22 protein-coding genes are annotated in these 26257 nt (G+C 68.0%); 9 read left to right on the forward strand and 13 right to left on the reverse strand.

The window, feature by feature from the left end; all coding sequences use genetic code 11:
- Positions 1-33 precede the first annotated feature (33 nt).
- The 3 genes from B9Y64_RS12140 to B9Y64_RS12150 form a co-directional block, all read right to left on the reverse strand.
- Positions 34-2454, reverse strand: coding sequence for a TonB-dependent receptor domain-containing protein (locus B9Y64_RS12140; protein ID WP_100440924.1), 2421 nt, complete (start codon positions 2452-2454; stop codon positions 34-36).
- 71 nt (positions 2455-2525) lie between these two features.
- On the reverse strand, positions 2526-3371 hold the full coding sequence (locus tag B9Y64_RS12145; RefSeq protein ID WP_100440925.1) for a FecR family protein: 846 nt from the start codon (positions 3369-3371) through the stop codon (positions 2526-2528).
- Entirely contained in the window at positions 3368-3892 is a 525-nt protein-coding gene (locus B9Y64_RS12150; RefSeq protein WP_100440926.1) for an RNA polymerase sigma factor, read from the reverse strand. The genes B9Y64_RS12145 and B9Y64_RS12150 overlap by 4 nt, the downstream gene beginning before the upstream one ends.
- Positions 3893-4097: 205 nt before the next feature.
- On the opposite strand from B9Y64_RS12150, the gene B9Y64_RS12155 reads away from it, so the two are divergent.
- A complete protein-coding gene (locus B9Y64_RS12155; RefSeq protein ID WP_100440927.1) occupies positions 4098-5264 on the forward strand; it encodes a low temperature requirement protein A in 1167 nt (388 codons plus the stop codon).
- Here B9Y64_RS12155 and B9Y64_RS12160 read toward each other — a convergent pair.
- From B9Y64_RS12160 to B9Y64_RS12170, 3 genes are read right to left on the reverse strand one after another with little or no spacing between them, the layout of a single operon-like run.
- Positions 5261-6697: a hypothetical protein gene (locus tag B9Y64_RS12160; protein WP_100440928.1), complete on the reverse strand. Its 1437-nt coding sequence runs from the start codon at positions 6695-6697 to the stop codon at positions 5261-5263. The genes B9Y64_RS12155 and B9Y64_RS12160 overlap by 4 nt on opposite strands.
- Before the next feature lie 16 nt (positions 6698-6713).
- Positions 6714-8213 (reverse strand): DUF6384 family protein, encoded by a 1500-nt coding sequence (locus tag B9Y64_RS12165; protein ID WP_238379892.1) that lies wholly within the window; start codon positions 8211-8213, stop codon positions 6714-6716.
- A gap of 1 nt (position 8214) precedes the next feature.
- Positions 8215-9411 (reverse strand): cell surface protein, encoded by a 1197-nt coding sequence (locus B9Y64_RS12170; protein WP_100440930.1) that lies wholly within the window; start codon positions 9409-9411, stop codon positions 8215-8217.
- A 302-nt stretch (positions 9412-9713) separates the two neighbouring features.
- Here B9Y64_RS12170 and B9Y64_RS12175 point away from each other — a divergent pair, with 302 nt between their 5' ends.
- Both B9Y64_RS12175 and B9Y64_RS12180 read left to right on the forward strand, forming a co-directional pair.
- On the forward strand, positions 9714-10148 hold the full coding sequence (locus B9Y64_RS12175) for an EamA family transporter (protein WP_100440931.1): 435 nt from the start codon (positions 9714-9716) through the stop codon (positions 10146-10148).
- Between the two features lie 30 nt (positions 10149-10178).
- Positions 10179-10571, forward strand: a complete 393-nt coding sequence (locus B9Y64_RS12180; RefSeq protein WP_100440932.1) for a DUF3224 domain-containing protein — start codon at positions 10179-10181, stop codon at positions 10569-10571.
- 63 nt (positions 10572-10634) lie between these two features.
- Here the strand turns inward: B9Y64_RS12180 and B9Y64_RS12185 are convergent, their stop codons facing one another.
- The 5 genes from B9Y64_RS12185 to B9Y64_RS12205 form a co-directional block, all read right to left on the reverse strand.
- Positions 10635-11276 carry a response regulator transcription factor gene (locus tag B9Y64_RS12185; protein ID WP_100440933.1) on the reverse strand — a complete coding sequence of 214 codons (642 nt, stop codon included), beginning with the start codon at positions 11274-11276 and terminating at the stop codon, positions 10635-10637.
- A complete protein-coding gene (locus tag B9Y64_RS12190; RefSeq protein ID WP_100440934.1) occupies positions 11269-12324 on the reverse strand; it encodes a sensor histidine kinase in 1056 nt (351 codons plus the stop codon). The genes B9Y64_RS12185 and B9Y64_RS12190 overlap by 8 nt, the downstream gene beginning before the upstream one ends.
- A 202-nt stretch (positions 12325-12526) precedes the next feature.
- A complete protein-coding gene (locus B9Y64_RS12195) occupies positions 12527-13264 on the reverse strand; it encodes an MgtC/SapB family protein (protein WP_100440935.1) in 738 nt (245 codons plus the stop codon).
- A gap of 31 nt (positions 13265-13295) precedes the next feature.
- Positions 13296-16055 (reverse strand): magnesium-translocating P-type ATPase, encoded by a 2760-nt coding sequence (gene mgtA, locus B9Y64_RS12200; protein WP_100440936.1) that lies wholly within the window; start codon positions 16053-16055, stop codon positions 13296-13298.
- A 63-nt stretch (positions 16056-16118) separates the two neighbouring features.
- Complete coding sequence (locus B9Y64_RS12205; RefSeq protein WP_006447714.1) at positions 16119-16418, reverse strand: hypothetical protein; 300 nt, start codon at positions 16416-16418, stop codon at positions 16119-16121.
- Between the two features lie 310 nt (positions 16419-16728).
- On the opposite strand from B9Y64_RS12205, the gene B9Y64_RS12210 reads away from it, so the two are divergent.
- Positions 16729-17583, forward strand: a complete 855-nt coding sequence (locus B9Y64_RS12210; protein ID WP_100440937.1) for an alpha/beta hydrolase — start codon at positions 16729-16731, stop codon at positions 17581-17583.
- Between the two features lie 9 nt (positions 17584-17592).
- Here B9Y64_RS12210 and B9Y64_RS12215 read toward each other — a convergent pair whose 3' ends face one another.
- Positions 17593-17895 carry a hypothetical protein gene (locus B9Y64_RS12215; RefSeq protein ID WP_100440938.1) on the reverse strand — a complete coding sequence of 101 codons (303 nt, stop codon included), beginning with the start codon at positions 17893-17895 and terminating at the stop codon, positions 17593-17595.
- Positions 17896-18157: 262 nt separating this feature from the next.
- On the opposite strand from B9Y64_RS12215, the gene B9Y64_RS12220 reads away from it, so the two are divergent.
- Genes B9Y64_RS12220 through B9Y64_RS12235 form a run of 4 tightly spaced genes read left to right on the forward strand, consistent with a single transcriptional unit; the run spans position 18158 to position 24481 of the window.
- Positions 18158-19327, forward strand: a complete 1170-nt coding sequence (locus B9Y64_RS12220; protein ID WP_100440939.1) for an efflux RND transporter periplasmic adaptor subunit — start codon at positions 18158-18160, stop codon at positions 19325-19327.
- On the forward strand, positions 19324-22437 hold the full coding sequence (locus tag B9Y64_RS12225; RefSeq protein WP_100440940.1) for a multidrug efflux RND transporter permease subunit: 3114 nt from the start codon (positions 19324-19326) through the stop codon (positions 22435-22437). Before B9Y64_RS12220 ends, B9Y64_RS12225 begins: the two co-directional genes overlap by 4 nt.
- Positions 22434-23123, forward strand: coding sequence for a heavy metal response regulator transcription factor (locus B9Y64_RS12230; protein WP_100440941.1), 690 nt, complete (start codon positions 22434-22436; stop codon positions 23121-23123). Before B9Y64_RS12225 ends, B9Y64_RS12230 begins: the two co-directional genes overlap by 4 nt.
- The gene (locus B9Y64_RS12235) at positions 23120-24481 is read left to right on the forward strand and encodes a heavy metal sensor histidine kinase (protein ID WP_100440942.1); all 1362 of its coding nucleotides are present in this window, start codon (positions 23120-23122) and stop codon (positions 24479-24481) included. Before B9Y64_RS12230 ends, B9Y64_RS12235 begins: the two co-directional genes overlap by 4 nt.
- A gap of 8 nt (positions 24482-24489) precedes the next feature.
- Here B9Y64_RS12235 and pip read toward each other — a convergent pair whose 3' ends face one another.
- Positions 24490-25449 (reverse strand): prolyl aminopeptidase, encoded by a 960-nt coding sequence (gene pip / locus B9Y64_RS12240; RefSeq protein WP_100440943.1) that lies wholly within the window; start codon positions 25447-25449, stop codon positions 24490-24492.
- A 114-nt stretch (positions 25450-25563) separates the two neighbouring features.
- Between pip and B9Y64_RS12245 the strand changes: the two genes are divergently transcribed.
- Entirely contained in the window at positions 25564-26229 is a 666-nt protein-coding gene (locus tag B9Y64_RS12245; RefSeq protein ID WP_100440944.1) for a TraX family protein, read from the forward strand.
- Positions 26230-26257: the final 28 nt, after the last annotated feature.

The raw sequence follows: 26257 nt of genomic DNA on the forward strand, positions 1-26257 counted from the left end.
TAGATTTCATGGCTCCCATAAGGGGGCCATGGCTCAATACCGGTACTGCCATCCCAGCGTCAGCACCCGGCCGCGGCCGGAGAAGTAGCTCGGGTTCGACGGCGTGGTCTGCGAGTAGTAGCTGATGTACTGCTTGTTGGCCAGGTTCTGCACGCCCAGCGTGAAGGCATGCTTGTCCAGCGTATAACGCGCGACCAGATCCAGCGTGGTGTAACCCTTGAACTCGGCCACCCGCGTGCCCTGCTGATCGAAGTCACGGTCGAAGGCGTGGCTGGCCTGCAGCCGGGTGCTCAGCTGCGGTGTCCAGTTCTGTTCCCAGAACGCGGTCAGCCGGTTCGGTGCGATGTTGACGCCGGCCAGGTCGCTGTCCAGGCGGCCATCAACGTTGGCGTCGTAGCGACCGTTGGCGCGCGCATAGCCCAGGCCCAGCCGGCTGTTGCCCAGCTGCAGGCGCAGATTGCCCTCGAAACCCTCCACGCGGGTGGCCTGGCGCTGCACGTTGTAGGCATCGATGCCCGCATCGTAGACCAGCACCGAGCCGAGTTTGGACTCGGAGGTGTAGTAGGCGATATCGCCGCTGAAGCGGCCATCGTCATACTCCAGGCCGATCTCGCGGTTGTCCGACACCACCGGCGACAGGTCCACCAGGCTGTCCACGCGCTGGCCGTCGCGGTTGATCGCACGCAGTACGCGGCCGACATCGGCCACGGTGTAACCCTCCGAGTAGGAGGCGTAGGCGTTGAGGCGATCGTTGATGTACCAGACCGCGCCGAAGTTGGGCAGGGTTTCGCTCATGGTCGGCTTGCCGCCGGCCACGTTGCGTGCGCCATAGCGCGGCAGCGTGGTGTAGTCGCCTACCTCCAGCTCGCCCTTTTCGTAGCGCAGGCCGCCGGACAGCATCAGGTGGTCGGTCGGCCACCAGTGCAGCTGCAGCAGCGGCGACAGGCTCTGATAGGTGGTCAACGGCACCCAGTTCATGCCGCTGGCCAGCAGTACCTGGTGGGTACGATCACGCAGGCCGTCCAGGCCCAGGGTCACATCCAGCGAGGTGCCGGCGATGCGGCTCCAGCTCTGGGTCAGCTTGAAGCCGCGCTTGTCCGATTCGTTCTGGGTCTGGTCCCAGGCAGCGCTGGCGCCGGTGTTGCCCCATGGGTCCCACTGGCTGGCGCCATAGCGGCCTTCGAAGTCGACCGCAAATGCCTGTGCCTGGAAGCGGCCACCGAGCAGGTCGGCAGCGCTGTAGTCCACGGTCAGCGAGCGCGAGCGGTTCATCGGCGGCTCCAGCGGCGTGTCGCCGGGCACCGAAAGGGTGGGGCGGCCGCTGCGGAAGTCGCCGTTCACCGCCAGGTAGTTGTCCAGCCCGCGCAGTTCGTAGCGGTTGGCCATCAACTGCAGGCGATGGCCTTCGGCCAGGTTCCAGCCAAGCTTGGCGAACACGTTCGACGACGTCGAATCCATCAGCTCGCCCTGCGCGTTGGTACCGATCGAGCGTCCCTCGCCGTCATGGAACAGGCCCTGGCGCTCGTAGGCCAGGCCCGCGACCAGGTCGAACTGCTCGCCACGCATGCCCACCAGCGCCGAAGCGCGCTGGCCGTTGTCGTCGTGGCGGCGAGGCAGGGCGCTGCTGTAGCTGAGGTTGCTGTCGAACAGGAACGCGCCCGGTTCGCTGGGCGCGCTGCGGGTGATGATGTTGACGATACCGCCGGTACCGCCAATGCCCTGCAGGGCGTTGGCGCCGTGGATGACTTCGATGCGTTCGATCATCGCCGGGTCGATGGTGTGCGAGTCACGCGAGCCATCGCGCAGCGGCGTGGACTGCGGCACGCCATCGACCATGTACAGGATGCCGCGCCCGCGCATGCTCTCGCCGTAGTTGGACATCTTCTCGCGGGCGGGCGCAAAGGCCGGGATCTGTGACGACAGCACGCGCGAGACATCCGAGCCCAGCGCCAGCTGCTGCACGATGTCCTCGCGGGTCAGCACGGTGATGGTGTTGGGCATGGCGGTCTCGCCCTGCGCCATGCGCGCGGTGGACGCCGAGACCGTGACGCGGGCCAGCGAGGTGGCTGCGGCCTGCGGCGCGGGGCGCGCAGGCGATGCCACCTTGGCCTGCGCCGGTGCGGCGGCGCTCAGCACGAAGACGCCCGGCGAGCGCTCCTGCAGTGCCAGGCCTTGGCCGGCCAACAGGTGTTGCAAGGCCTCGCGCGGGGTGTAACGGCCGTCCAGTGCCGGCGCGCTGCGCCCGCTGACGCTGTCAGCGGCGAACAGCAGCTGGATGCCACTTTGCCGGGCCAGCGCGTTGAGCGAGGCCTGCAGGGAGCCCGCCGGCAGGTGGAATTCCACCGCGGTCGGTGCGGACGCCTGCGCGGCGACGGGCAGCGCCGCGCACAGGCAGGTGGCGAGCAGGGTAGGGGCCAACCGGCGCAGCGCGGCAGGCGGAACAGGGCGGATCATGCGAGGGTCCTTCGGAGGGGTTCAAGCACCTGCCGGATGGGAGGGCGCGCAACCCACCCTCGTGGCGCCGATCAATCGCGTGCGCGCAGATGCAGGCTGCCGTCGGCGGCGGTCTGCAGCTGTACCGGCAGGATCTCCGGCAGCAGTGCCACGGCGGTCTCGGCGCGATCGGCATCGAACACGCCCGAGACCAGCAACGGGCCCAATGCCGGGTCATCCAGCACGATCGGGCGGTCGTGGTAACGCTGCAGGATGCGCAGCACTTCCGACAGCGGCAGCCGATCGAACTGCAGCCGCCCGGTGGTCCAGTCGGCGCGGTCCGGGCTGACCGCTTCAGGGGGAGACAGCGAACCTGCCTGGGCCAGCAGGCGCTGGCCCGGCTTCAGGCGTTGCTCGGCCTCGCTGCCGTCGACGCGCACGCCCACCTCGCCGCGCCACAGGGTCACCTCGCTGAGATCGCCCTGGCGGTCCACATCGAATACGGTGCCGTAATTGCGCACATGTACCGGGCCGGCATCGACCTGGAAGGGGCGCCACGCCGAGTGCTGTACCTGGAAACGCGCCTGGCCGCGTGCCAGCAGCACCTGCCGCGAGCGCAGGTGCCGGCGCACCTGCAGGTGGGTGCCGGCATCAAGCAGCATCCGGCTGCCATCGGGCAGGGTGACAGTGCGGCGTTCGCCGACGGCGGTCTGGTAGTCGCGCACCTGCCAGGCCGGGTCGATCAGCAGCAGGGCGCCGGCCGCCACCAGCAACACCGGCAGCAGGGCCTTGACCGGGCGGCCGCCACGCTTTCGCTGCAGCAGCTCAGGGCCGGGCATCGGGAAGCGTTGCTTCAAGGCATCGCGGTGCTGCTCCAGCACCTGCTCGGTGGAGGTCGGTGGCGGCTGCGGTCCAGCGGGATAGGGCGCGCGGCTCATGGCAGCCTTGCGGGCAGGCGGCAGTCGGCCATTGCCAGGCGCAGGTGGCGTTCCACAGCCTTCAGGCCGATGCCCATCCGCTGCGCGACCTCGGCCTGTGGCAGCTCATGGATCTTGTGCAGGATGAAGACCTGCTGGCGTCGGCAGGGCATGCGCTCGATGGTGCTGCTCAGGCGTTGCAGCGCCTGCACGCCTTGCGCCTGCTGCTCCGGCCCGGGGCGCGGGCAGGTGCCCTCGGGCAGTTCGGTGCGCGGCTCCACCCAGTGCCGGCGCAGGTCTTCGGCGCGGCAGCGGTCCACCGCCGCGTCGTGGGCGATCCGGCGCAGCAGCGCGACCGGCTGCCGTGCATCGTGAGCGACCGGGCGTTCCAGCAGGCGCACGCAGACGTCGTGCACCACCTCACGGGCCAGTCCCGGCGAGCGGAAGCGGCGATGCAGGTAATCCACCAGCTCTTCGTAGTGGCGCACCAGCGAGGACACCAGCGGCAACGCGGGCGGTGGGGTGGAAGGCTGCTGGGACATCCGGAGGGCAACAGGGGCGGGAAGGCGTGGCGGCGCAGGAGCGCCGCTGCGGAGTGACGCAATACTAATGGGAACTGTTCGCGTTTGCCATGTCGCGCACCACGGCCTGATGGTTCGCTGCGCCTGGAAGGTGAAACCACGCTCATCGCCTGGAGTGCAGAATCGGCGCCGGCCAGCCTGCACCCACCCGCCGAGGAAACGTTCGATGCGTCTGCCCGCCCTGCGCCACCGCGACGGCCACCATGCCCGTGTCACCTACGAAGAACTGTTCTTCGATCTGGTCTACGTATTCGCGGTCACCCAGCTCAGCCACCATCTGCTGCATCACCTTGACCTGGCCGGCGTGCTGCAGGCCCTGGTGCTGTGGTTCGCGGTCTGGCTCGGTTGGCAGTACGCATGCTGGGTCAGCAACTGGTTCGACCCGGAGGCGCCGCGCATCCGTGGCCTGATGTTCGCCACCATGCTGCTGGCGCTGCTGATGTCCTCCTCCATTCCCGAGGCATTTGCCGACCGTGCGTGGGTCTTCGCCGGCGCATACGTGGCAATGCAGGTGGGACGCACCGCCTTCGTGCTGCTGGAAGTGGGCCGCAGCCACCCGCTGGCAGCCAATTTCCGCCGCATGCTGGCCTGGGTCTGCGTGTCGGCCTGTTTCTGGCTGGCGGGTGCGGCGGCCGAGGGCAACCTCCGTCTGGCGCTGTGGGCAACAGCGGTGGCCTGCGAGTACATCTCGCCGATGTTCGGCTTCGCGTTCCCGGGCATGGGGCGGTCGCATACCCGCGACTGGACCATCGAAGGCGGGCACCTGGCCGAGCGCTGCCAGCTGTTCGTCATCGTCGCACTGGGTGAGACGTTGCTGGCGACCGGGGGCGTGCTCAGCGAAGTCGGGTACTGGAGCCTGGAGGTGGTGTCGGCGGTGCTGGCCACCTTCGCCGGCACGCTGGCGATGTGGTGGCTGTACTTCGGCATCTCCAGCCGCGACGCCACCGCCGCGATCACCCATTCCGACGATCCTGGCCGGATGGGTGCCAACTTCCATTACGTACATGCACTGCTGATCGCCGGCATCATCGCCACGGCGGTGGGCAACGATCTGGTCATGGATCATCCGGACGCAGCCGTCACCGGGGTGTACGCCACCGTGATGGTGGCGGGCCCGCTGATCTACCTGCTGGGCAGCGCCCTCTACAAGCGCGTGGTCTATGGCCGCGCGCCACGCTCGCACCTGCTGGGCGCGGTGGCACTGCTGGTGCTGGGCCTGCTGCTGCCGCACATGCAGCTGCTGGCCGCCGGATGGCTGACCAGCCTGGTGCTGCTGGGCGTAGGGCTGCTGGATACGCGCCTGAAGCGGCGCACCCAGCAGTTGCGGGGCTAGAACCCGCCGCCGGTCTTGAAGCCGCCGCCACCGCTGATGCCGCCGCCGCTGTGGAAGCTGCTGCCGCTGCTGGAGCTGGAGCTGGAGCTGGAGCTGGAACTCGAGCGTGGGCTGGAGCGCGAACCTGAGCTGCTGGAACTGCTCGACGACCCCCAGTCGAACAGGCCGCCGGAAGAGCGCGTTGTGCGCCGGCTGCTGCTGGTGGCACTGAAGAAGGACGCGGCCACCGCAGCCGGGGCGGCGGCCCGGTAGCTCGGCGCCTCGTAGGCCTGGCGTTCGATGTCAGCCGCCGCCTGGTAGCTCCTGCGCGCAGCCTGCAGGTCGTCCAGGCGCTTCTTCAGTACGGCCATCTCACGGGTGTGCTCAGCCACCATGCCATCGATCTCGCCCAGGCGCAGGCGACTGCCATGGATGCGCTCGAGCACGGCATCGTCCTCGCCGGAGCTGGTGGCAGCGACGCGGCGGTACAGGTCGTCCATGCTCTTGGCCGACAGCGTGCGCGCCAGCGCGGTGAGCAGCGCGCCGCCTTCGGCATCGGTCCAGCTGCGGAAGCCGTCGATCTGTGCCTGCTTGGCATCCACGGTCTGCCGATGCAGCTGCTCGGCCAACAGCGCCTGCGCTACTGCGCCCTGTGCCGCCTGCAGCTGCTGGCGCAGCGGGTCGCCACCGGCCTGGGCGAGGGCGGCGTCACGGGCCTGCTGTAGCGGCTGGCGGGCAGCCTCGACGTCGTCGCGGGCCCGTGCGGCATGTTCCTGCAGATAGGGCGGAAGCTCGACCAGCGTGGCGTATTCGCGACGCGCACGGTCGAAGCCGCACAGCTCGGCCAGCCAGCCATCGACGGTGCGCACCAGCGGCCAGCCGCGGTAGGCCGTGCTGCCGAAGCTGCGCCGGTGCAGGTACATGAAGATCGGGTCGGCCTGATAGGCACCGGCCTTGGCGTCATGCTCCGACTGCGCGGAGGCGGCCATGCGCTCGACGGTGTCGGCGCGCGCCACGGCCAGCTGCAGGTCGTCCTGCAGCGCCCTGTAGGAGGGTTCCGCTTCCAGCGTGGTGTCCACCTGGTTCTGCAGGGCCTGCCACTGTCCGCCGGCGGTATCGCGTGCGGCAACGGCCTCCTGCGACCGCTGCTGCAGCGACTGCTCGATGTCCAGCAGCGCCTGCAGCTCGTCGGCCAGCACCGCCGCTTTGCGATCACGGCGCTGCAGGTCGGCGCTGGACTGCTGCAGCAGGTCCTGGGCCACCAGCGGTGGTGAATCGGTGGCGGCCTCGGCCTGCAGGCGGGCCAGTGCATTGAAGTCCTCGCGGACCTGCCCGTGCAGCGCCTCCTGATCCTTGATCAGCTCCCGGCACCGGTCGCCATGCGCGGTCAGTTGTGCCTGCACCCCGCCGATATCGGTTTCGACATCGGCAATGGCGTCGTTCAGCTCTCTCATGTCAGTTCCTTACCCATCACCATTCGGTGATGTAGCCGCCGGTGGTGGGCATGCGGAAGCGCGGCGACAGGCTGCCGCGCGGTTTGCTGCCGATCTGGTCGTCCTCGATGATGCCGTTGTCCTGCTTGTCGGCGGCAACCCGGTTGTAGGTGGCCTCGGGCACACGTACGGCAAATACCGAGACCTGTTCATCCTTGCCGGTTTCCTCGTTGCGGATGGTGATCCGGGCGGGCTTGCCGGTCTCGTCCAGTGCTTCGGTCACCAGGTAGTAGTTGCGGCCACCGTTGGCCTTTTCGTTGTAGCGCCAGACGCCGGTGCGCTCATCGTCGCGGTTGACGATGCGGTAGACCAGGGTCTGCGACAGCATCCCCACCAGCTGGCCGACCTCGTCCATGGCCGGCCCGGCTTCGGCCAGCGTCTCGACCCGGATCAGGCGTGCGGCCTGCTCCAGCGCACGCTCGAAGCGCTTGCGGTCTTCGCCGGCGACCCCGGTGGCGAGGCCATCGGCCTTGAGCTGGGCCAGCCGCTCGTTGAGCGCGGCCAGCTTGTCGGCGCTGCCGATCAGTTCCTTCAGGGTCGCTACCGCCTGGCTGGCTGCGGCCAGGTCGCCCGCGCGCAGTGCGACGTCACCGCCGGTGTAGGCGCGTGCGCGCAGCTGCTCGGCATCCGGCGCGAGGCGTGCCGCCTTTGCAGCGGTGTTGGTGGTATCCAGCAGCTCGCTGGCCTCGATGGCCTGGCCGAGGGTGTTCACCCGCTCGGTCAGCGGCGGCAGGGCCTCCCTGGCCTTCGCCAGCAGCTGCGCGGCCGCCTGCCGGTGCTGTTCCACCTGCGCGGCCGCCTGCTCGCCGGTGGCGCTGCCACCGCTGCTGAGCCGGGTGAGCTTGTCCTTGCGCACGAGGGTCGGCAGCGCTGCCATCGCGGCGGGAACCTCGGCGAAGCGCCGCTGCGCTTCTTCCAGCGCGGCCCGTGCGCCTCCGGTCAGCGCCTGCAGGCGTTCGCCGCTGGCGGTGGCACGTGGCAGCAGCCCCTGCAGGGCCTGTTCCTGCCCGGCCAGAAGCGCGCGCGCTGCTGCAGCCTCCTGTTGCTGCGCGGCGACCTTGTCGTTCAGTACCTGCACGTTCTTCTGCACGTTGCTCTCGTGCACGAACGCGCCGAAGCTGCGCGCCATCACCAGCACAACACCCAGCACAAGCAGCACCAGGGCTGCCGCCAGCGCCCACTTCAGCAGACGGCTGCGGTCGATCCAGCGCCGCGCCAGCCACGCCTTCCAGCCACGCGGCGCAGTGTAGAGGTAGCGCTGCTCACGCTGTGCCTGGATGCCGGCCTCGAGGATCTGGTCGGAGACCTCGATGCCCTGCGAGCGGTACAGCTCAAGCAGGCGCTGCTTCAGCGTCGCCTTGTCATGGCCGCTGTCGGCCAGCGCCTTCATTTCTGCATTGCGGTAACGCAGCTGGTCGACCACATCCATGGTCAGCAGCGCATCCTGCAGCTCGCCAGGGGCCATCGTCGCACTCACTTCAGCGCGGCTCCGGGCTCGGCGGCGCCTGCAGCAGGGCGGCGAAACGCTGCTTGCCCTGTTCGACATACTCGGCGATCTCCGCCGAGTCGCGGGTGGCCTGGCCGCGCAGCTGCTCGATTTCCTGCAGCGAGGTTTCCTGGAAGCGCACCACCGCATCGACCAGCTTGCGCACCGAATCGACGCCGATGGTCGCTCCGTAGCCGGCCTTCAGGCCCTCGTGCAGCACTTCGTCGCCGATGTTGGCCACCGCTTCCAGGCCCTTGGAAGTGCCCTCGGTCATCGCATTGAGCGCCTGCGTGGATTCGTGCAGCCCCATCTGCGTGGTGAACGCCAGGTTCAAGGCGGTGAAGCTGGTTTCATTGGTGGAGAAGAACACCACCGAGCGCTCGTTGACGCGGCGCTTGACCTCGTGCGACTGGTGCACGCGCAGCATGATCGCCTCGGACGTGGCGTAGTTCACCTGCAGGTTCTCGGCCAGGTCCTTGGCCAGCTGGTAGCGCGACTCCTCGGCCTGGCTGTTGCGCAGGGCCTCATCACGGGCCATTACCAGGCGGCCGGTGTCGGCGGCATCGGCGGCCGGGTCGGCCGACTCCACGCGCTGCTGCGCCTGCTTCAGCGACTCGCGTGCATCGGCCAGCACCTGCTCCTGCAGTTTCAACAGTTCATGCGCCTGGATCTCGGCATCCTTGATCGACAGGCGAAAGTCGCCGTACATCTCCAGCACGCGCGATTCGCGCTGCAGCTGCTCGGCCGAATCGCGGCTGACCTCCAGGAACGTACGGCGGATCTTCTCGAACCGGCTCGGGATGTCGCCGCGGGTGACCTTCATCCACAGGTTCTGCAGGCGCTCGCCCATATCGATTTTGCCGTCGCGCACCTGTTCGACCATGGTGCTGGCGTCGTCACGGATGCTGTCGAAGGCGTGGATGATCTCGGTATAGCGGTCGGACACCTTGGCCGAGCTGATTTCATCACGCATCACGGCATTGAAATGGCCGGACTGCTGCAGCACGCGGGCAATGGCCACCACGCGGCCCTGGTCGAGGGTGGACAGCTGCGAAACCAGCGCGATGGCCGGTGCGTTGTTGTCCTGGGGAGCGGCCAGGCCCAGGCTGCGCAGCGTGGCCATGGCGCGGTCGAGGTACTTGATCGGCGCGGTAGCGGCCGGCGTGGCAAGGAGGGTGTTCTCGGACATTTCGACGGCTCCGGTCAGGGCAAGCGATGAGGAACCTGCCGCGCGGAACGGGCAGGTTGCTGCGTAACGAAGGGGATGGGGAGCGGCAGCCGTGCGCTGCACGGCAGGCGGGCCCGGTCGGGGGCAGCGGGCCCGGTACGGGCGAAGGTGGTGTCCTGTTCACGCACGGCGCATTCCTTGCAGATCGCCCCCCTGGCGATTCCTTCCCCATTGTAACGGCGGTGATGGTCAGGTGAAGCCCCACCGATGGCAGGGTGGAGTAGCGTTGGCGCACGCTCATCCTTCCGGCAAGCGAGGGCTTCGTGCAGAACGTACCGCAGTGGTTGATCTGGGCCGGACTGTCAGCCGTGTTCGCGGCGCTGACCGCGCTGTTCGCCAAGGTTGGCGTCAGGGGCGTCGACTCGGACCTGGCCATGGCCATCCGCACCCTGGTGGTGGCTGCGGTGATCCTGCCACTGGTGGTGCTCACCGGCAAATGGTCCAACCCGTTGCTGCTGCCGGGGCGTACCCAGCTGTTCCTGGTGCTGTCGGCGCTGGCGACCGGTGCCTCATGGCTGTTCTACTTCCGCGCGCTGCAGAGCGGTGAGCTGGCCAAGGTGGCGGTGGTGGACAAGTTCAGCGTGGTGCTGGTGATCGTGCTGGCCTATCTTCTGCTGGGCGAGCGGCCCAGCCTGCGGGAGTGGAGCGGCATCGGCCTGGTGCTGGCCGGGGTGATCGTGCTGGCCACGAAAAAGTAGCAACGTTCGACCATCAGACGGGAGGGCAGGATGCAGGGTGAAGCACACGGTACGTTCGAAGTGGATCTGCGACCGATCGGTGGCAATGACGGCCCGATCGCGGTGATGTCGATCAACAAGACCTTCGCGGGCGACCTGCAGGGCAGCAGCGTCGGCCAGATGCTGGCCTTCCGCACGCCGGTGCAGGGCTCGGCCGGTTACGTGGCGATGGAGCGGGTGACGGCCACACTGGCCGGGCGCCAGGGCGGGTTCACCCTGCAGCACAACGGGCTGATGACCCGCGGCACGCCGCAGCTGAGCGTGGTGGTGGTGCCCGATTCCGGCAGCGACGGGCTGCTGGGCCTGGCCGGCACGCTGGAGATCACCATCAGCGAGGGGCGCCATGACTACCGGCTGGTCTACAGCCTGCCGGAAGGCCCCTAGCGGGGATCCACTGTCATGAACGCGCGCCGGCGTTGACCGCGCGCAGCAATGCGGTGTGGACGTTCATGCCGTACCCGCCTGCAGGCGGTCGTACATGCGTACCAGGTCAACCAGGGTGCGTGCGCCCATCTTGCGCATCACCTGTGCGCGGCGCACCTTCACCGTGATCTCGCTGACCCCGAGGTCACTGGCAATCTGCTTGTTGAGGCGGCCGCGTACCACACCGTCGACCACCTCGCGCTCGCCGGCGCTCAGTGAATCCCAGCGCAGCTGCAGAGCACCCAGCACGTCGCCCTCGCGGCGGCGCTCGCGGTCGATCTCGATGCCCTTGTGGATGGCATCGAGCAGCTCCTGGTCGCGGAAGGGCTTGGTCAGGAACTCGATGGCGCCATCCTTGATCGCGTTGACGCCCATCGCGATGTCGCCGTGGCCGGTGATGAACACCACCGGCAGCTGCAGGCCGTGGCTGCCCATTGCACGATGGAATTCGAGGCCACTCTGGCCTGGCATGCGCACATCCAGCACCAGGCAGGCCGGCGCGTCTTCCAGCTCGTGCTCGAGGAAGGCCTGCGCCGAGGCGAAGGCCCGCACCTGCAGGCCCATGGAGGCCAGCAGGTCTTCCAGCGCCGCGCGCACCGACGGGTCATCGTCGACCACGTAGACGATGGGTGCCGGATCGACGGGCGGGGCAGTGGGCTTACGCATGGCGGGGGTCCGTGGCAACGGGCAGGTCGAAGACGAAGCAGGCACCGCCGCCCGCCGGCCGTTCGGCGCGGATCTGGCCGTCGTTGGCCTCGATCATCGAGCGGCTGAGGCTGAGGCCGAGCCCCAACCCGTGCGACTTGGTGGTCCAGAACGCATCGAAGACCCGCTCGGGATGATCAGCCGGCAGGCCGACGCCCCGGTCGCGCACGCTGAGGCTGACCCGCTGGCCATCACGCCGGGTCAGCAGTGACAGGCGCCGGTCGGCTGCGGGCACGGCTTCCATTGCATCCACCGCATTGAGGATCAGGTTGCCGATCACCTGCTGCACCTGCACGCGATCGGCTTGTACCGGCGGCAGGTCGGCGTCCAGCAACAGCGCCACGGCAACGCCATGCTGGTCCAGCTCGCTGCGCGACAGCGCCAGCATTTCCTCCACCGCCTGGTTCAGATCGAAGGCGTGTCGTTCCGGTGCCGCGCCCTGGGTCAGGCCGCGGATGCGCGCGATCACGTCGCCGGCGCGGTGCGCATCGGCCAGGATGCGGGCCACGGTCTGCCGTGCCTTGTCCACGTTCGGAGGGTCCTGTGCGAGCCAGCGCTGGCAGGCTTCGGCGCTGCTGGCGATGGCCGCCAGCGGCTGGTTCACTTCATGGGCGATGGAGGTGGTGAGCTCGCCCACGGTGGAGGCGCGCGCCACCCGCAGCAGGCAGCCCTGTGCTTCCTGCACGGCGGCCTTGGCCGCTTCCATGTTCAGCGCGAGGTAGGTGGTGATGCCAATTACCAGCATGCCGATGACCGAGTTGACCAGGCCGATGCGGTAGGTGCCAAAGCGGGTCAGGAAGAAGCTCAGCCCGGTCAGCGCGATGCAGGCGATGGCCAGGGTGATCAGTCCGCGCGCGCTCAGCACGCGCGAGGCCGCGAGAATGACCGCCGCGTAGAAGCAGGCAGCGGCAACCGCGTAATCGGTGACGGTATCGATCAGGAAGATCGCCGCCATCACGACGATCAGGGCCAGCAGCACCAGGGGGCGGCGGGGCGACAGCGATGGCATCGGGACGGCTCCCTGGCGTGGGTGGAAAGGATAGCAAAGCCGCCATCGGTGGATGCCGATTCCTGGTAGGTGCCGACCGTTGGTCGGCACAGCAATTGAATGGCGGGGGCGATGAGGGTTTGTGCCGACCAACGGTCGGCACCCACCAAAGCGATGCACGGTGCTTCCGGGGGGGCATGAGGTTGCCGGCCAGCGGCCGGCACTACTCCTCCAGGCTGGCGTTCCAGAATCCCTGCAGTACCCCGGGCGTGGCCGCCAGCGTCGCCAGTACGGCATCCAGTTCGCCGGCATCGACGGTGGTGGCATACAGCATCGCTTCGATTTCCACGTCACGCTCGCCAAACGGGCGCTGGTCCACCGCGCGCACCGGGTACTGCGCCTGCTCAAGCAGCAGCAACAACTGGTCCAGCACCTCGGCCTGCTGCTCGCGCTGGCAGACCACGTTGATCGCATAGGTCGCCTCGCTGAATGCCTCCGGCAGCGGCTGCCGCTGGATGCGGTTCACCACCGGCCGCAGCAGGGTGTTGGCGGCCAGCACGAACACCGCAGCCATCACCGCTTCGGGCAACAGCTTGATGCCGGCACACGCCCCCACCGCCGCCGACCCCCACAGCGTGGCGGCGGTGTTCAGGCCGGACACCTGGGCGCCGTCCTTCATGATCGCGCCAGCGCCGAGAAAGCCGACGCCGGAGATCACATAGGCAACCACATGCAGCGGCGACGGTGGGCCGCCATACAGGTCATGGAAGCGCACTGCCAGATCGACGAACACCGCCGCACCCACCGCCACCAGCGTATTGGTGCGCAGGCCAGCGGTGCGCTGGCGCAGCTGCCGCTCCAGGCCGATGATCGTGCCCAGCACGAACGCCACCGACAGGCTGATCAGCGAGCTGAGCGTGGCGCCGGCGTTGAACGCCGGCAGGTTCGGGTTGATGTCCATTGTGCTTCTCCCTGGACAGAGCGGCGGGCGCTTACTGCCAGCCGTAACGGCGGATGTAGAGCTTCTTCAGCGCGGTGGTCAGCACCGCATAGCCGAACAGGATCGCCACCAGGAACGGCCAATAGCCAACCGGCAGTGCCTGCAGCTTGAAGTAGCCGGCCAGCGGGCTCATCGGCAGGGCCACGCCGATGGCCATGATCAGGCCGGTCATCACCAGCAGTGGCGGCGCGGCGATGCTCTGCAGGAACGGTACTTTCGGCGTGCGGATCATGTGCACGATCAGGGTCTGGGTCAGCAGGCCGACCACGAACCAGCCGGACTGGAACAGGCCCTGGTCGGCCGGCGTGCGTGCGTCGAACACGTACCACATCAGCGCGAAACAGGTCAGGTCGAAGATCGAGCTGATCGGCCCGAAGAACACCATGAAGCGGCCGATGTCCGCCGGGTTCCACTTCAGCGGCCTGCGCACCAGCTCCTCGTCCACGTTGTCGAACGGAATGGCGATCTGCGAGATGTCGTACAGCAGGTTCTGCACCAGCAGCTGCAGCGGCAGCATCGGCAGGAACGGCAGGAAGGCCGAGGCCACCAGCACCGAGAACACGTTGCCGAAGTTGGAGCTGGCGGTCATGCGGATGTACTTCAGCATGTTGTTGAACGTGCGCCGGCCCTGGATGACGCCTTCCTCCAGCACCATCAGGTTCTTCTCCAGCAGGATGATGTCGGCGGCCTCCTTGGCGATGTCCACCGCACTGTCCACGCTGATGCCGATATCGGCCGCGCGCAGCGCGGGTGCATCATTGATGCCGTCGCCGAGGAAGCCGACCACCTTGCCCTGCGCGCGCAGCTCCCGCACCAGCCGCTCCTTGTGCAGTGGCGTCAGGCGGGCGAACACGCGGTGGTGGTGCAGCGCCCGCGACAGTGCGCCGTCATCCATGCGCTCGATCTGCGGGCCGGTCAGGATGGTGTCGGCGTCCAGGCCCACCTGTGCGCAGACGCGGGCGGTCACCAGTTCGTTGTCACCGGTGAATACCTTCACTTCCACACCATGTGCGGCCAGCGCCTGCAGCGCCTGCGCGGCCGATTCCTTCGGCGGGTCGAGGAAGGCCACGTAGCCGACCAGGGTCAAGCCGCACTCGTCGGCCTGCGAATAGGTGGTCTGGGTGGCGGCGGTCTCCTTCATCGCCACCGCCACGACACGCAGGCCCTGTTCGTTCAGTTCCTCGGTGGTCTGCCGCACGCGCGCCAGGCGGCGCTCGTCCAGCGGCATGTCCTGGCCGTTCTCGCGCACGGTGCTGCACACCGCCAGCATTTCTTCCACGGCCCCCTTGCAGATCAGCTCGTGGTGGTCCTCGCGCTCGGATACAACCACCGACATGCGGCGGCGCTCGAAGTCGAACGGGATCTCATCCACCTTGTGGTAGTCCTGCGACAGCCGCAGCGAACTCTGCAGCTCCACGTGCTCCAGCACCGCGCGGTCCAGCAGGTTGATCAGCCCGGTCTGGAAGTGGCTGTTGAGGTAGGCGAACTTCAGCACGTCTTCCGAATCGTGGCCGAATACATCGGTGTGGCGTTCCAGCGCGATCTTGTCCTGGGTGAGCGTGCCGGTCTTGTCGGTGCACAGCACTTCCATGGCACCGAAGTTCTGGATGGCATCCAGGCGCTTGACGATCACCTTGCGCCGCGACAGCAGCACCGCACCCTTGGCCAGGGTGGAGGTGACGATCATCGGCAGCATTTCCGGCGTCAGGCCCACCGCCACCGACAGCGCGAACAGGAACGCCTCGGTCCAGTCGCCCTTGGTCCAGCCATTGATCAGCAGCACGAACGGCACCATCACCAGTGCGAAGCGGATCAGCAGCCAGCTGACACTGTTGACGCCGGCCTGGAACGCGGTTGGCGTGCGGTCGCTGGCGGTGCTGCGCTGGGCCAGGGTGCCGAAGTAGGTGCGGTTGCCGGTGGCCAGCACGATGGCCGTGGCGGTGCCGGAGACCACATTGGTGCCCATGAACAGCAGGTTGTGCTGTTCCAGCAGGCCGGCCAGGCCGTCGCCCGGGTGGGCGAACTTCTCCACCGGCAGCGACTCGCCGGTCATCGCTGCCTGGGCGACGAACAGGTCCTTGGCGGTCAGCACGCGGCAATCGGCCGGGATCATGTCGCCAGCCGACAGCACGATGTGGTCACCGGGCACCAGTTCGCGGATCGGCAGGTCCAGCAGGCGCGCCGGGCGGCGGCTGTGCAGGTGCGCACCGAAATACTGGTCGGCCACATCGGCGGCCTCGGTGCCGGGATTCCTGCGCAGCACGCGCGCGGTATTGCCGACCAGTGCCTTCAGCCGCTCGGCGGCGCGGTTGGAGCGGCCTTCCTGCACGAAACGGATCAGCGTGGACAGCAGCACCATTGCACCGATCACCACGGTGGCCTTGAGGTCCTCGGTCAGCCAGGACACCGCCGCCAGCACGGTCAGCAGCAGGTTGAACGGATTGCGGTAGCACTGCCACAGGTGACGCCACCACGGCAGCGGCTTTTCGTGATCCACCTCGTTGGGACCGAGCGTGGCCAGCCGATCCTCGGCCTCATGTGGGCTGAGGCCATCGGCATGCGACTCCAGCGTGGCCAGCAGCTGGGCTTCCTCCTGCTGGGCGAGGGTAACCAGGCCGGTGGTGAGCGCGAACGGCGCCGCTTCGGCGCTGCCCGTACCGAACCCGGCTTCGGGCATTGCACGGCGGCGGAACAGGTTGCCTGCGCGACGGCTGCGCAGGAAGGCGTTGAACCAGGCGTTGAGCAGGCTCATGGGACTCTCCTCGAATGTCAGAGCCGGCCGGGGCCGGAACACGAACGGAATGGCTGGGACGGATCAGGCGTGGCGCATCGCCAGCACCGCAGGTGACCACGGCTGCATGTGCAGGCGCTGGCTGCCACCGATGCACAGCGGCTTCATCGCATCGCGCAGTGGATAGGGCAGATGGCGCAGCACATTGATGCGCTCGCTGATCGGCAGCAGCGACAGCGCGTCGGCGACCACGCGTGGCGAACCGAGCGACAGCGAACGGGCAAACATGACCGGGCCGTGCTGCAGCAGCTGGCTGCGCAGGGCGGCGACATCGCGCTCGCCGATCAGGCGGCGCAGGGTGATGTAGAGGATCTTGTAGGACATGGGGGCGATCTCCAGGCAGGCGGCACCTGGCGATCCCCCGTCACTCAGGCAGGCAGGGACCGGCGGGCAGGCGCCAGGAACAGGCGGATTGCGGGCATCGGGCGCGCGGTGCGCCCGGCAGGGTCGGGGTCCATCTGCGTCTCCATGAGGGGAGGGTGCCGGCCAGGGTTGCCCCGGCCAGTGGCGCTATTGTCCACCCCTGAATGGGGCAGTCCTAGAGGCCCGTGGGTTAGCCGGGCTATACCTTGGTATAGCCCGGCCCCAAGGGTTGCCTATACTCGCGCCATCCCCTGCCGGTGAGGCATGTGCCATGCGATTGCGCAACACGTTGCCGTTGGCCGTACTGCTGCTGTCCATCGCTGCGATCACCCATGCGGGCGAACACGTCGAGACCTATCGCCAAGTCGATGGGCGGGCCCTGAAGGTGCATGTGTACAGTCCAGCGAAGACTGCCGGCAATGCTGCGCTGCTGCTGTTCCATGGTGGCGGCTGGGCACATGGGGAGCCGGCCTGGATGGAAGGCACGGCGGCCCAGCTGCAGGCGATGGGAATCGTCGCCATCGCCGTGGAATACCGCTTGTCCGGTGCGTCATCCACGCCAGCAGATGCGCAGCGCGATACCTGCGCTGCTTTCATGTGGGCGGCGGCGGAGGCGCGGCGATTACACATTGATCCGGCGCGTGTCGGTGGCTACGGGGTGAGCGCCGGCGGCCAGCTGGTAGCGGCTGCGGCGCTGGGGGCCTGTGGCGAGAACAGCGCCCGTCCGCGACGGGTGGTGCTGTGGTCGCCCGCGCTGGATGTCGCCAGCGACGGCTGGTTCAAGCGGCTGATGAAGGGGCAGGACAGCCGCTGGTTGGATCCGGTGGCCAACGCGGGTGCCGCCGGGCCGCCGATGCTGATCGTCCAGGGAGAGCAGGACACCGTCACCCCGCTGCGCGTGGCCGAGCGCTTCTGTGCTGCACGTGACGTGGCGCACGCCGAATGCCGGCTGCTGCGCTATCCGCAACTGGGGCATCTGCTCAGCCGCAACCTGACCAGCCAGGAGTCGGTCTTTGATGTCGATGCCCGGTCCGCCGCCGATGCCTGGCAGCGGATCGAGAGCTGGCTGCAGGCGGCCGGCTGGTTGCCGGCCAACGCAGGCGAGGCGCCGGCCGCGCCGCGCTGATCCCACGGATCAATGGGCGGCGGACGTGGTCTGCTTGCACACGTCGTATTCGCCACGGCTCAATGTCTTGTCACGGTCGGTGTCGCAGGCATGCAGGCGTTCGGCCCAGTCCGGCGCGACCGCATCGACTTCGGCCAGGGTGACGATGCCGTCCTTGTCCTTGTCCAGCGACTCATATGGCGGAATCAGCTTCACTTCGGTGACGTCCTCGGCGGCGGTGGCCTTGCTTGCCTCCTGGGTCCTGGAACAGGCGCCCAGCAGCAGGCCGGCGGAGATGGCGAGGACAACAGGAAGGTAGCGAATACCGGTCATGACAGGCTCCAGGAGTGGGGGCGCGGGCCAGGGTTGGGGATGGCCACGTCCGGATCTTCGGCCGGGGTCTGTAAGCGAGCCGCGAAGAACCGGCCGGGCCGCGGCGCAGCGGTGGGCCACCGTTCACCCGCACGCCCCATGCGTGCGCCAGCGGCACCTGACGAAATTGTCAGGCAGGCGACAGCAAGGCGCTGGAGGCCAGCCACCAGGATGGGGTCAGGCCCGCGCAGCCCCCGCGCCGGCACCGATATGGACCCCCGAGATGCGAATCCCCTTCCTGTCCGCACGACCGCGTCGCCGCCACCTGGCCCTGGGCGTGCTGCTGCTGGTGGTGTTGTCGCTGGTGATGCTGTTCCAGGGCGTGTCACGCGGCGACGCGCAACCGGCCAGCGCGCCGGCGCCGGTGCCGGTGGTGACCGGCCGCGTCGAGCAGCGCGATGTGGCGCATTGGCGCAGCGGCGTGGGCACGGTGCAGTCGTTGCAGAGCACCGTACTGCGGCCGCAGGTCGATGGGGTACTCACCGAGGTGCTGTTCGAGGAAGGCCAGAAGGTGCGCAAGGGCCAGTTGCTGGCCCGCATCGATGACCGCGCGATCCGCGCCGACCTGGGCGGCGCACAGGCCGCAGTGGTCCGCGATCGCGCCACGCTGGATGCCGCGCGCTCGGACCTGGCGCGTCTGCAGCACCTGTCCACCGGCCAGCTGGTCTCGCGGCAGATGCTGGAGCAGCAGGCGGCCACGGTGCAGCAGCTGCAGGCCACCGGGCGTGGAAACCAGTCGGCGGTGGACGCCGCACAGGTGCAGCTGTCGTACACCCGTATCCTGGCGCCGATGGACGGTCGCATCGGCCTGCGCCAGGTGGACCCCGGCAACCTGGTGCGTGCCACGGATACGCAGGGCCTGGTGACGGTGCAGCAGACCGACCCGATTTCAGTGGTGTTCGCGCTGCCGCAGGATGCCTTGCCGCAACTACGGCAGGCGCTGGCGGCCGGCGACGTGGCAGTGCAGGCGCTGGACCGTGATGGTGGCCAGTCCCTGGCTGAAGGCACCCTGCAGGTCATCGACAACCAGATCGACGAGACCTCCGGCACGGTGCGGTTGCGTGCCCGCTTCGGCAATGCCGATGACCGGCTGTGGCCCGGGCAGCTGGTCAGCGTTCGCGTACGTATCGGCCAGACGACGGGTGCACTGGTGGTGGACGCCGCCGCGATCCAGCGCGGCGTCGAGGGCAGTTTCGTCTACCGCGTGGTCGGCGACGGCAGCGTCGAGGTGCTGCCGGTCACCGTCGGTGAAACGGAGAACGGGCAGGTGGCCGTCCAGGGTGAACTGCGGGTGGGTGATGTGATCGTGCGCGATGGCCAGTCACGCCTGCGCCCGGGCGTGGTCGTCACCGAAGCCGGTGCAGCGGTTGCCAAGGCCGGGGCCGCACCATGAGTGCCCGCGTCTCGTTGTCCAGCTGGTTCGTCAGGCATCCGGTGGCTACCACGCTGCTGACCCTGGCGGTGATCCTGCTCGGCGTGGCCGCGCTGCCGCGGTTGCCGGTGGCGCCCCTGCCGGAAGCGGAATTCCCGACCATCCGGGTCAATGCCAGCCTGCCAGGCGCCAGTGCCGAGACCATGGCCTCGGCCGTGGCCACGCCGCTGGAAACGCAGCTGACCGGCGTTCCCGGCATCATCGAAATGACGTCGACCAGCGCGCTGGGCAGCACCTCGATCACCCTGCAGTTCGATCTGGAAAAGAACATCGATACCGCCGCGCAGGAAGTACAGGCGGCGATCAATGCCGCCGCCGGGCGCCTGCCCAGCGATCTGCCGAACCTGCCGACCTGGCGCAAGGTCAATCCGGCCGACAGCCCGATCCTGGTGCTCAGCGTGGTCTCGGCACAGATGTCGATGACCGAGCTGAGCGACCTGGCCGAGAGCCGCCTGGCGCGCTCGATCAGCCAGATCAGTGGAGTGTCCGAGGTCAACATCGTCGGCCAGCAGCGTCCGGCCATCCGCATCCAGGCCCTGCCAGAGCGCCTGGCGGCGATGGGCATGACCCTGTCCGACCTGCGCGGCGTGGCCCAGAACGCCAGCCTCAACCAGGCCAAGGGCGCGCTGATGGGCCAACAGCGCACGTCAACCTTCGAGGCCAACGACCAGCTGTTCGATGCCCAGGACTACCGCCAGCTGGTGGTCGCCTACCGGCAGGGTTCGCCGGTCACGCTGGGCGATGTCGCGCAGGTGGTCGACGGTGCCGAGAATGCCTACGTGCAGGCCTGGCCGAACGGGCAGCCGGGCGTGGGCCTGATCATCAGCCGGCAGCCGGGCGCCAACATCGTGCGCACCACCGATGCCGTGCTGGCCGCCTTGCCGGAGCTGCGCGCCAACCTGCCGGCCAGCGTCGATGTGGAGGTGCTCAACGACCGCACGCGGACCATCCGCGCGTCGCTGCACGAAGTGGAAGTAACCCTGGTGCTGACCATCGTGCTGGTGGTGCTGGTGATGGGGCTGTTCCTGCGCCAGCTCTCGGCCACGCTCATCGTCGGCGCGGTGCTGGTGGTGGCGCTGGTGGCCACCTTCGCGGCGATGTACGTGGCAGGCTTCAGCCTCAACAACCTCACCCTGGTCGCACTGGTGGTAGCGGTCGGCTTCGTGGTGGACGACGCCATCGTGGTGGTGGAGAACATCCACCGCCATCGCGAGGCAGGGCTGGGGCCGGTAGACGCAGCGCTGAAGGGTGCCGAGGAGATCGGCTTCACCGTGGTTTCGATCAGCCTGTCGCTGATCGCAGCGTTCATCCCGCTGCTGTTCATGGGCGGCGTGGTCGGGCGCCTGTTTGCCGAGTTCGCGATGACCATCACCGTGGCGATCCTGATCTCCATCGTGGCCTCGCTGACGCTGGCGCCGATGATGGCCGCGCACCTGATGAAGCGCATGCCGGCCCATCGCGAGGGCCAGGACACGCTGGCCGGGCGCCTGCTCGCCGGCTATGACCGCAGCCTGCAGTGGGCGTTGGGCCACCAGCGGCTGGTGCTGCTCGGCTTCGGTGTGACGGTGGCGGTGGCCGTGGTTTCCTATGTAGCGATACCCAAGGGCTTCTTTCCACTGCAGGACACCGCGTTCGTGATCGCAACCACTGAAGCGGCGCAGGACATCGGCTTCGAGGAGATGGCCGCCAAGCACCAGCAGCTGGCGAAAATCGCCGCCGAGGATCCTGCGCTGCAGGCCTACAACCATGCGGTGGGCGCCACCGGCGGCAGCCAGACCCTGTCCAATGGCCGCTTCTGGTTCGTGCTGAAGGATCGTGGCGACCGCGACGTGGATGTGCACGGCTTCATCGACCGGCTGCGCGCGAAGATGGCCAGCGTGCCGGGTATCACCGTGTACATGCGTGCCGCGCAGGACATCAACCTCGGTGCGGGGCCGGCGCGTACGCAGTACCAGTACGCATTGCGCGGCCAGGACAGCCGCGAGCTGTCGCGGTGGGCCGAGCAGCTGACCGAACGCCTGCGCGGGCTGCCGCAGCTGCGTGATGTCTCCAATGACCAGCAGGTCGGCGCCAGCGTCACCCGGCTGCAGATCGATCGTACCGCTGCGGCGCGCTTCGGCCTGACCGCCAACGATATCGACCAGGTGCTCTATGATGCGTTCGGCCAGCGCCAGATCAACGAGTTCCAGACCGAGACCAACCAGTACCGGGTGATCCTGGAGATCGCGCCAGGCCTGCTTGGCGAGGTCGATGCGCTGTCCTACTTCCACCTGCGCTCGCCATTGACCGGGCAGATGGTGCCGCTGTCGGCAGTGGCGCAGGTACAGCCACCAGGCAACGGGCCACTGTCGATCAGCCACAACGGCATGCTGCCGGCGGTAAACCTGTCGTTCAATCTGGCGCCCGGTGTTTCGCTTGGCGAGGCGGTGGAGCTGGTCGAGCAGGCGCAACGGCAGCTGGGCATGCCCGCCAACATCAACGGGCGCTTCCAGGGTACCGCGCAGGCTTTCCAGGAATCGCTGGCCAGCCAGCCGTGGCTGATCCTGGGCGCCTTGCTGGCCGTCTACATCATCCTCGGCGTGCTGTACGAGAGTTTCGTGCACCCGCTTACCATCCTGTCCACGCTGCCCTCGGCCGGTATCGGTGCGGTGCTGATGCTGTGGCTGTGGGGGCTGGAGTTCTCGATCATGGCGCTGATCGGCATCGTGCTGCTGATCGGCATCGTCAAGAAGAACGGCATCCTGATGGTCGACTTTGCACTTGATGCCCAGCGCAATCGCGGACTGACCCCGCTGCAGGCAATCCATGAGGCGTGCCTGACCCGCTTCCGCCCGATCATGATGACCACGCTGGCTGCATTGCTGGGCGCCATCCCGCTGATGATCGGCTTCGGTACCGGTTCGGAGCTGCGCCAGCCGCTGGGCGTGGCGGTGGTCGGTGGCCTGCTGATCAGCCAGTTGCTGACCCTGTACAGTACCCCGGTGATCTACCTGGCCCTGGACAGGCTGTTCCTGCAGCGCCGACGCGAGCGCAGGGCAGCGGCCGGCGCCGCACTGACGGAGCCCGGATGAAACTGCTGATCGTCGAGGATGAGAGCAAGACCGCCCACTACCTGCGCACCGGCCTGGGCGAACAGGGCTGGGCGGTGGACCTTGCTGCCGATGGTGTGACCGGTCTGCACCTGGCCCGCGAATTCGACTACGACGTGATCGTGCTGGACGTGATGCTGCCGGGCATGGATGGCTTCACCGTGCTGCGTGAACTCCGCCGCAGCAAGCAGACCCCGGTGATCATGCTGACCGCGCGCGACCGCGTGGACGACCGCGTGCATGGCCTGGGGCAGGGCGCCGATGACTATCTGGTCAAGCCATTCTCGTTCATCGAACTGCTGGCGCGACTGCAGGCGCTGGTCCGGCGCGGTCGCCAGCAGGAGCCGACCGAACTGCAGGTGGGCGACCTGCAGGTCAACCTGCTGGCGCGCCGCGCCTATCGTGACGGCGCGCGACTGGACCTGACCGGCAAGGAGTTCGCGCTGCTGGCCCTGCTCGCACAGCGGCGCGGGCAGATCCTGTCCAAGACGGTGATCGCAGCGCAGGTCTGGGACATCAATTTCGACAGCAATACCAACGTGGTGGAAGTGGCGATCAAGCGGCTGCGCAGCAAGCTCGACGGCCCGTACCCCAGCAAGCTGCTGCACACCGTGCGCGGCATGGGTTACGTGCTGGAAGTGCGTGATGACGAGGGCGACGGCCGATGAGGTGGTCGATTGCCCAGCGCCTGTCGGCGATGTTCGCGCTGGCCGCGCTGCTGGTGTTCACCCTGCTGGGCATCGGCGTGTACGGCGTACTGGAACGGCAGGTGGTGCGCTACCAGCACGCCGAGCTGCAGACCAAGCTGCACGCGGTCAGCGGCAGTGTGGCCATGTGCGATACCCGCGAACGCTGGGGCAAGGTGCGCGACAAGGTCGGCAACCTGATTTCCGGTGACCGCGACACGCTGGTCTGGGCCTGGAGTGATGACCCGGCCTTCCGCATCGGCAGCGCCCGGCCCCAGGTGACGCCGCCCGGCAGCCACGACGCTGGCATGGGTACCTTGCAGCGCGAGGGCGGGCATCCGCTGCGCACGCTCTACGAACGGGTGCCGGGCAAGGGTGTGAGGCCGGCGGTGGACCTGTGGATCGGCATCGACTCCGAACCCTACACGCATGCATTGCAGCGTTTTGCCTTGGCGCTGTGGGTCGCCGGCGTGCTGGGTGTGCTGCTGGTGGCGGGCCTGGGCTACTGGATCGCCCGGCTGGGGCTGGCCCCGTTGCGCGCGCTCTCGGATGAGGCACGATCACTCAGCCCACAACGGTTGTCGCAGCGGCTCGGCGCACAGGCGCTGCCTGCAGAGCTGGGCCATCTGACCGGCGCATTCAACGGCGCACTGGACCGCCTGGAAGCAGCCTATACGCGCCTCGATGCATTCAATGCCGATGTGGCGCATGAACTGCGCACGCCACTGGCCAACCTGATGGGGCAGACCCAGGTGGCCCTGTCACGGCCGCGCGGCAACGCGGAGTTGCAGGACGTGATGCAGTCCAACCTGGAGGAGCTGGAGCGCCTGCGCGCCATCGTCAACGACATGCTGTTCCTGTCACGGGCGGGGCAGGGCGACATCGCGATGGACACCCGCTCGGTGGCGCTGGCCGAAGAAGTGGCCGCCGCCGGGGACTTCCTTGAGTTCCTGTTCGAGGAGGCCGGGCTGACCCTGCGCATCGAAGGCGAAGCAACCGCCAGCATCGATCCGTCGCTGTTCCGGCGCGCCCTGACCAACCTGCTGCACAACGCGGTGCAGCATGCACGGCCCGGCAGCGTGGTGCGCGTGCAGCTGCAGGCCGAAGGCGTGCAGGCACGCATCGCCGTGTTGAACGAAGGTGACGGCATTGCTGCCGAGCACCTGCCGCTGCTGTTCGAGCGCTTCTATCGGGTCGACGAGGCACGCGAGTATCGTGGCGAGCGCCACCATGGCCTGGGCCTGTCGATCGTCAAGGCCATCGCCGTGCTGCATGCCGGCGATGTGTTCGTGGCCAGCCGCGATGGGCTGACTACGGTGGGGTTCACGGTGGCGCGCTGACGCTGCGGTCAGGTGCCGCTGCCGAACTGGTCGGCAAACGCGTCCGTGGCCCGCACCAGCGCATCGACCGTAGCCGGCTCGTTCGCGCTGTGGCCGGAGGTCACCATCTCCAGCCGGGCTTCCGGCCAGGCCTTGGCCAGATCCCAGGCGCTGCGCGGCGGGCAGATGATGTCGTAGCGCCCCTGCACGATCACGCCGGGCAGGTGGCGGATGCGATCGATGCCGCGCAGCAGCTGGTCCGGCTCCAGGAAGATGCCATTGCGGAAGTAGTGCGCCTCGATGCGGGCCTTGGCCAGCACGTCCTGCGGATCGTCGGTGGGTTGTGCCTCCACGTCATGCTGCAGGGTGGCCGCATTGTCTTCCCAGCCCAGCCAGGCCTGCGCGGCTTCGATGCGGGTCGCCTGATCCGGGCCATCCATGCGCGTCCAGTAGGCCGCGATCATGTCGCCGCGCTCGGCTTCCGGGATGTAGGCCTCATAGCGGTCCCAGCGCTCCGGGAAGATCCAGCGCGCACCGCCCTCGGCCTCCGCAAACCAGCGGTTCTCGATGTCGCGGCCGAGGAACACGCCACGCACGATCAGGCCGCTGGCGCGTTCGGGATGCGCCTGGGCATAGGCCAGCGACAGCGTTGAGCCCCACGAGCCGCCATAGACCAGCCAGTGCTCGATGCCGAGGTGTTCGCGCACCTTCTCGATGTCGGCGACGAGGTCCTGCGTGGTGTTCTCGCGCAGTTCGCCGAACGGCGTGGAGCGGCCGCTGCCGCGCTGGTCGATCAGCACGATGCGGTAGCGCGCCGGATCGAAGAAGCGGCGATGGGTCGGTGAGATGCCGGCACCCGGGCCGCCGTGCAGGTACACCACCGCAATGCCCTCCGGTGTGCCGCATTCTTCGATGTGCAGCGTGTGCAGATCGCTCACCGGCAGGGTGAATTCGCGATAGGGCTCGATGGCGGGATACAGGGTGCGCATGGCAGGTGCCTCACAAGCTGGGGCGGCCAGCATAGCGCCGGCGCCTGCGGCCTGCAGCGGCGTGCGCCTGCATGGCGCTGGAAATGGGCTGGCCGATGCGCATAAGCTTCCGCGATGCAAGCGACCACGACCGGGACGTCCACGTTCAATCTCTGCCTCGGCAGCGGCGCGCGCGAGCTGCTGAAATGGATCGCACTGCTCACCATGACCGGCGACCATGTGGCCAAGGTGATCTTCGGTGGCTACGTTCCGGTGCTCAGCGAACTGGGGCGCATTGCCTTCCCGCTGTTCGCGCTGGTGATGGCCTGCAACCTGGCCCAGCCTGGGGCCGACCTGGGCAAGTCGATACGCCGGCTCGCGCTGTGGGGGCTGATTGCGCAGCCATTGCATGCACTGGCCTTCGGCTCCTGGCTGCCGCTCAATATCCTGCTGAGCTTTGCCGTGGCTGCGGTGGCCGTGCATGCGCTGGCGAACGATCGGCCCGTGCAGCTGTTGCTGGCTGCGGGCGTGCTGCCGATGTTCGTCGATTACCAGTGGGCCGGTGTCGGCAGCGTACTGCTGGCCTGGATCGCGTTCCGCCATCGCGCGTGGTGGCTGCTGCTGGTGGGTCTTGCCGCCGTATGCTGGGCCAACCACAACGGCTGGGCACTATTGACCATTCCGGTAGTACTGCTGGCGGCGCGGGTGACGTGGCAGCTTCCGCGCTGGCGCTGGGTGTTCTATGGGTACTACGTGGGGCATCTGCTGGTGTTGGCAGTGGTGGCGCGCGTGCTTTCGTGATCAATGCATGCATGGTCGTACCTTGTGC

Origin of the sequence: Stenotrophomonas maltophilia, assembly GCF_002799245.1 — a bacterium.
Taxonomy (GTDB): Bacteria; Pseudomonadota; Gammaproteobacteria; order Xanthomonadales; family Xanthomonadaceae; genus Stenotrophomonas; species Stenotrophomonas maltophilia_S.

What these genes read in the sequence shown, in the direction of transcription:
- B9Y64_RS12140 (WP_100440924.1), bottom strand. Translation starts at nt 2,454, where the DNA reads ATGATCCGCCCTGTTCCGCCTGCCGCGCTGCGCCGGTTGGCCCCTACC.
- B9Y64_RS12145 (WP_100440925.1), bottom strand. Translation starts at nt 3,371, where the DNA reads ATGAGCCGCGCGCCCTATCCCGCTGGACCGCAGCCGCCACCGACCTCC.
- B9Y64_RS12150 (WP_100440926.1), bottom strand. Translation starts at nt 3,892, where the DNA reads ATGTCCCAGCAGCCTTCCACCCCACCGCCCGCGTTGCCGCTGGTGTCC.
- B9Y64_RS12155 (WP_100440927.1), top strand. Translation starts at nt 4,098, where the DNA reads ATGCGTCTGCCCGCCCTGCGCCACCGCGACGGCCACCATGCCCGTGTC.
- B9Y64_RS12160 (WP_100440928.1), bottom strand. Translation starts at nt 6,697, where the DNA reads ATGAGAGAGCTGAACGACGCCATTGCCGATGTCGAAACCGATATCGGC.
- B9Y64_RS12170 (WP_100440930.1), bottom strand. Translation starts at nt 9,411, where the DNA reads ATGTCCGAGAACACCCTCCTTGCCACGCCGGCCGCTACCGCGCCGATC.
- B9Y64_RS12180 (WP_100440932.1), top strand. Translation starts at nt 10,179, where the DNA reads ATGCAGGGTGAAGCACACGGTACGTTCGAAGTGGATCTGCGACCGATC.
- B9Y64_RS12185 (WP_100440933.1), bottom strand. Translation starts at nt 11,276, where the DNA reads ATGCGTAAGCCCACTGCCCCGCCCGTCGATCCGGCACCCATCGTCTAC.
- B9Y64_RS12190 (WP_100440934.1), bottom strand. Translation starts at nt 12,324, where the DNA reads ATGCCATCGCTGTCGCCCCGCCGCCCCCTGGTGCTGCTGGCCCTGATC.
- B9Y64_RS12195 (WP_100440935.1), bottom strand. Translation starts at nt 13,264, where the DNA reads ATGGACATCAACCCGAACCTGCCGGCGTTCAACGCCGGCGCCACGCTC.
- mgtA (WP_100440936.1), bottom strand. Translation starts at nt 16,055, where the DNA reads ATGAGCCTGCTCAACGCCTGGTTCAACGCCTTCCTGCGCAGCCGTCGC.
- B9Y64_RS12205 (WP_006447714.1), bottom strand. Translation starts at nt 16,418, where the DNA reads ATGTCCTACAAGATCCTCTACATCACCCTGCGCCGCCTGATCGGCGAG.
- B9Y64_RS12210 (WP_100440937.1), top strand. Translation starts at nt 16,729, where the DNA reads ATGCGATTGCGCAACACGTTGCCGTTGGCCGTACTGCTGCTGTCCATC.
- B9Y64_RS12215 (WP_100440938.1), bottom strand. Translation starts at nt 17,895, where the DNA reads ATGACCGGTATTCGCTACCTTCCTGTTGTCCTCGCCATCTCCGCCGGC.
- B9Y64_RS12220 (WP_100440939.1), top strand. Translation starts at nt 18,158, where the DNA reads ATGCGAATCCCCTTCCTGTCCGCACGACCGCGTCGCCGCCACCTGGCC.
- B9Y64_RS12225 (WP_100440940.1), top strand. Translation starts at nt 19,324, where the DNA reads ATGAGTGCCCGCGTCTCGTTGTCCAGCTGGTTCGTCAGGCATCCGGTG.
- B9Y64_RS12230 (WP_100440941.1), top strand. Translation starts at nt 22,434, where the DNA reads ATGAAACTGCTGATCGTCGAGGATGAGAGCAAGACCGCCCACTACCTG.
- B9Y64_RS12235 (WP_100440942.1), top strand. Translation starts at nt 23,120, where the DNA reads ATGAGGTGGTCGATTGCCCAGCGCCTGTCGGCGATGTTCGCGCTGGCC.
- pip (WP_100440943.1), bottom strand. Translation starts at nt 25,449, where the DNA reads ATGCGCACCCTGTATCCCGCCATCGAGCCCTATCGCGAATTCACCCTG.
- B9Y64_RS12245 (WP_100440944.1), top strand. Translation starts at nt 25,564, where the DNA reads ATGCAAGCGACCACGACCGGGACGTCCACGTTCAATCTCTGCCTCGGC.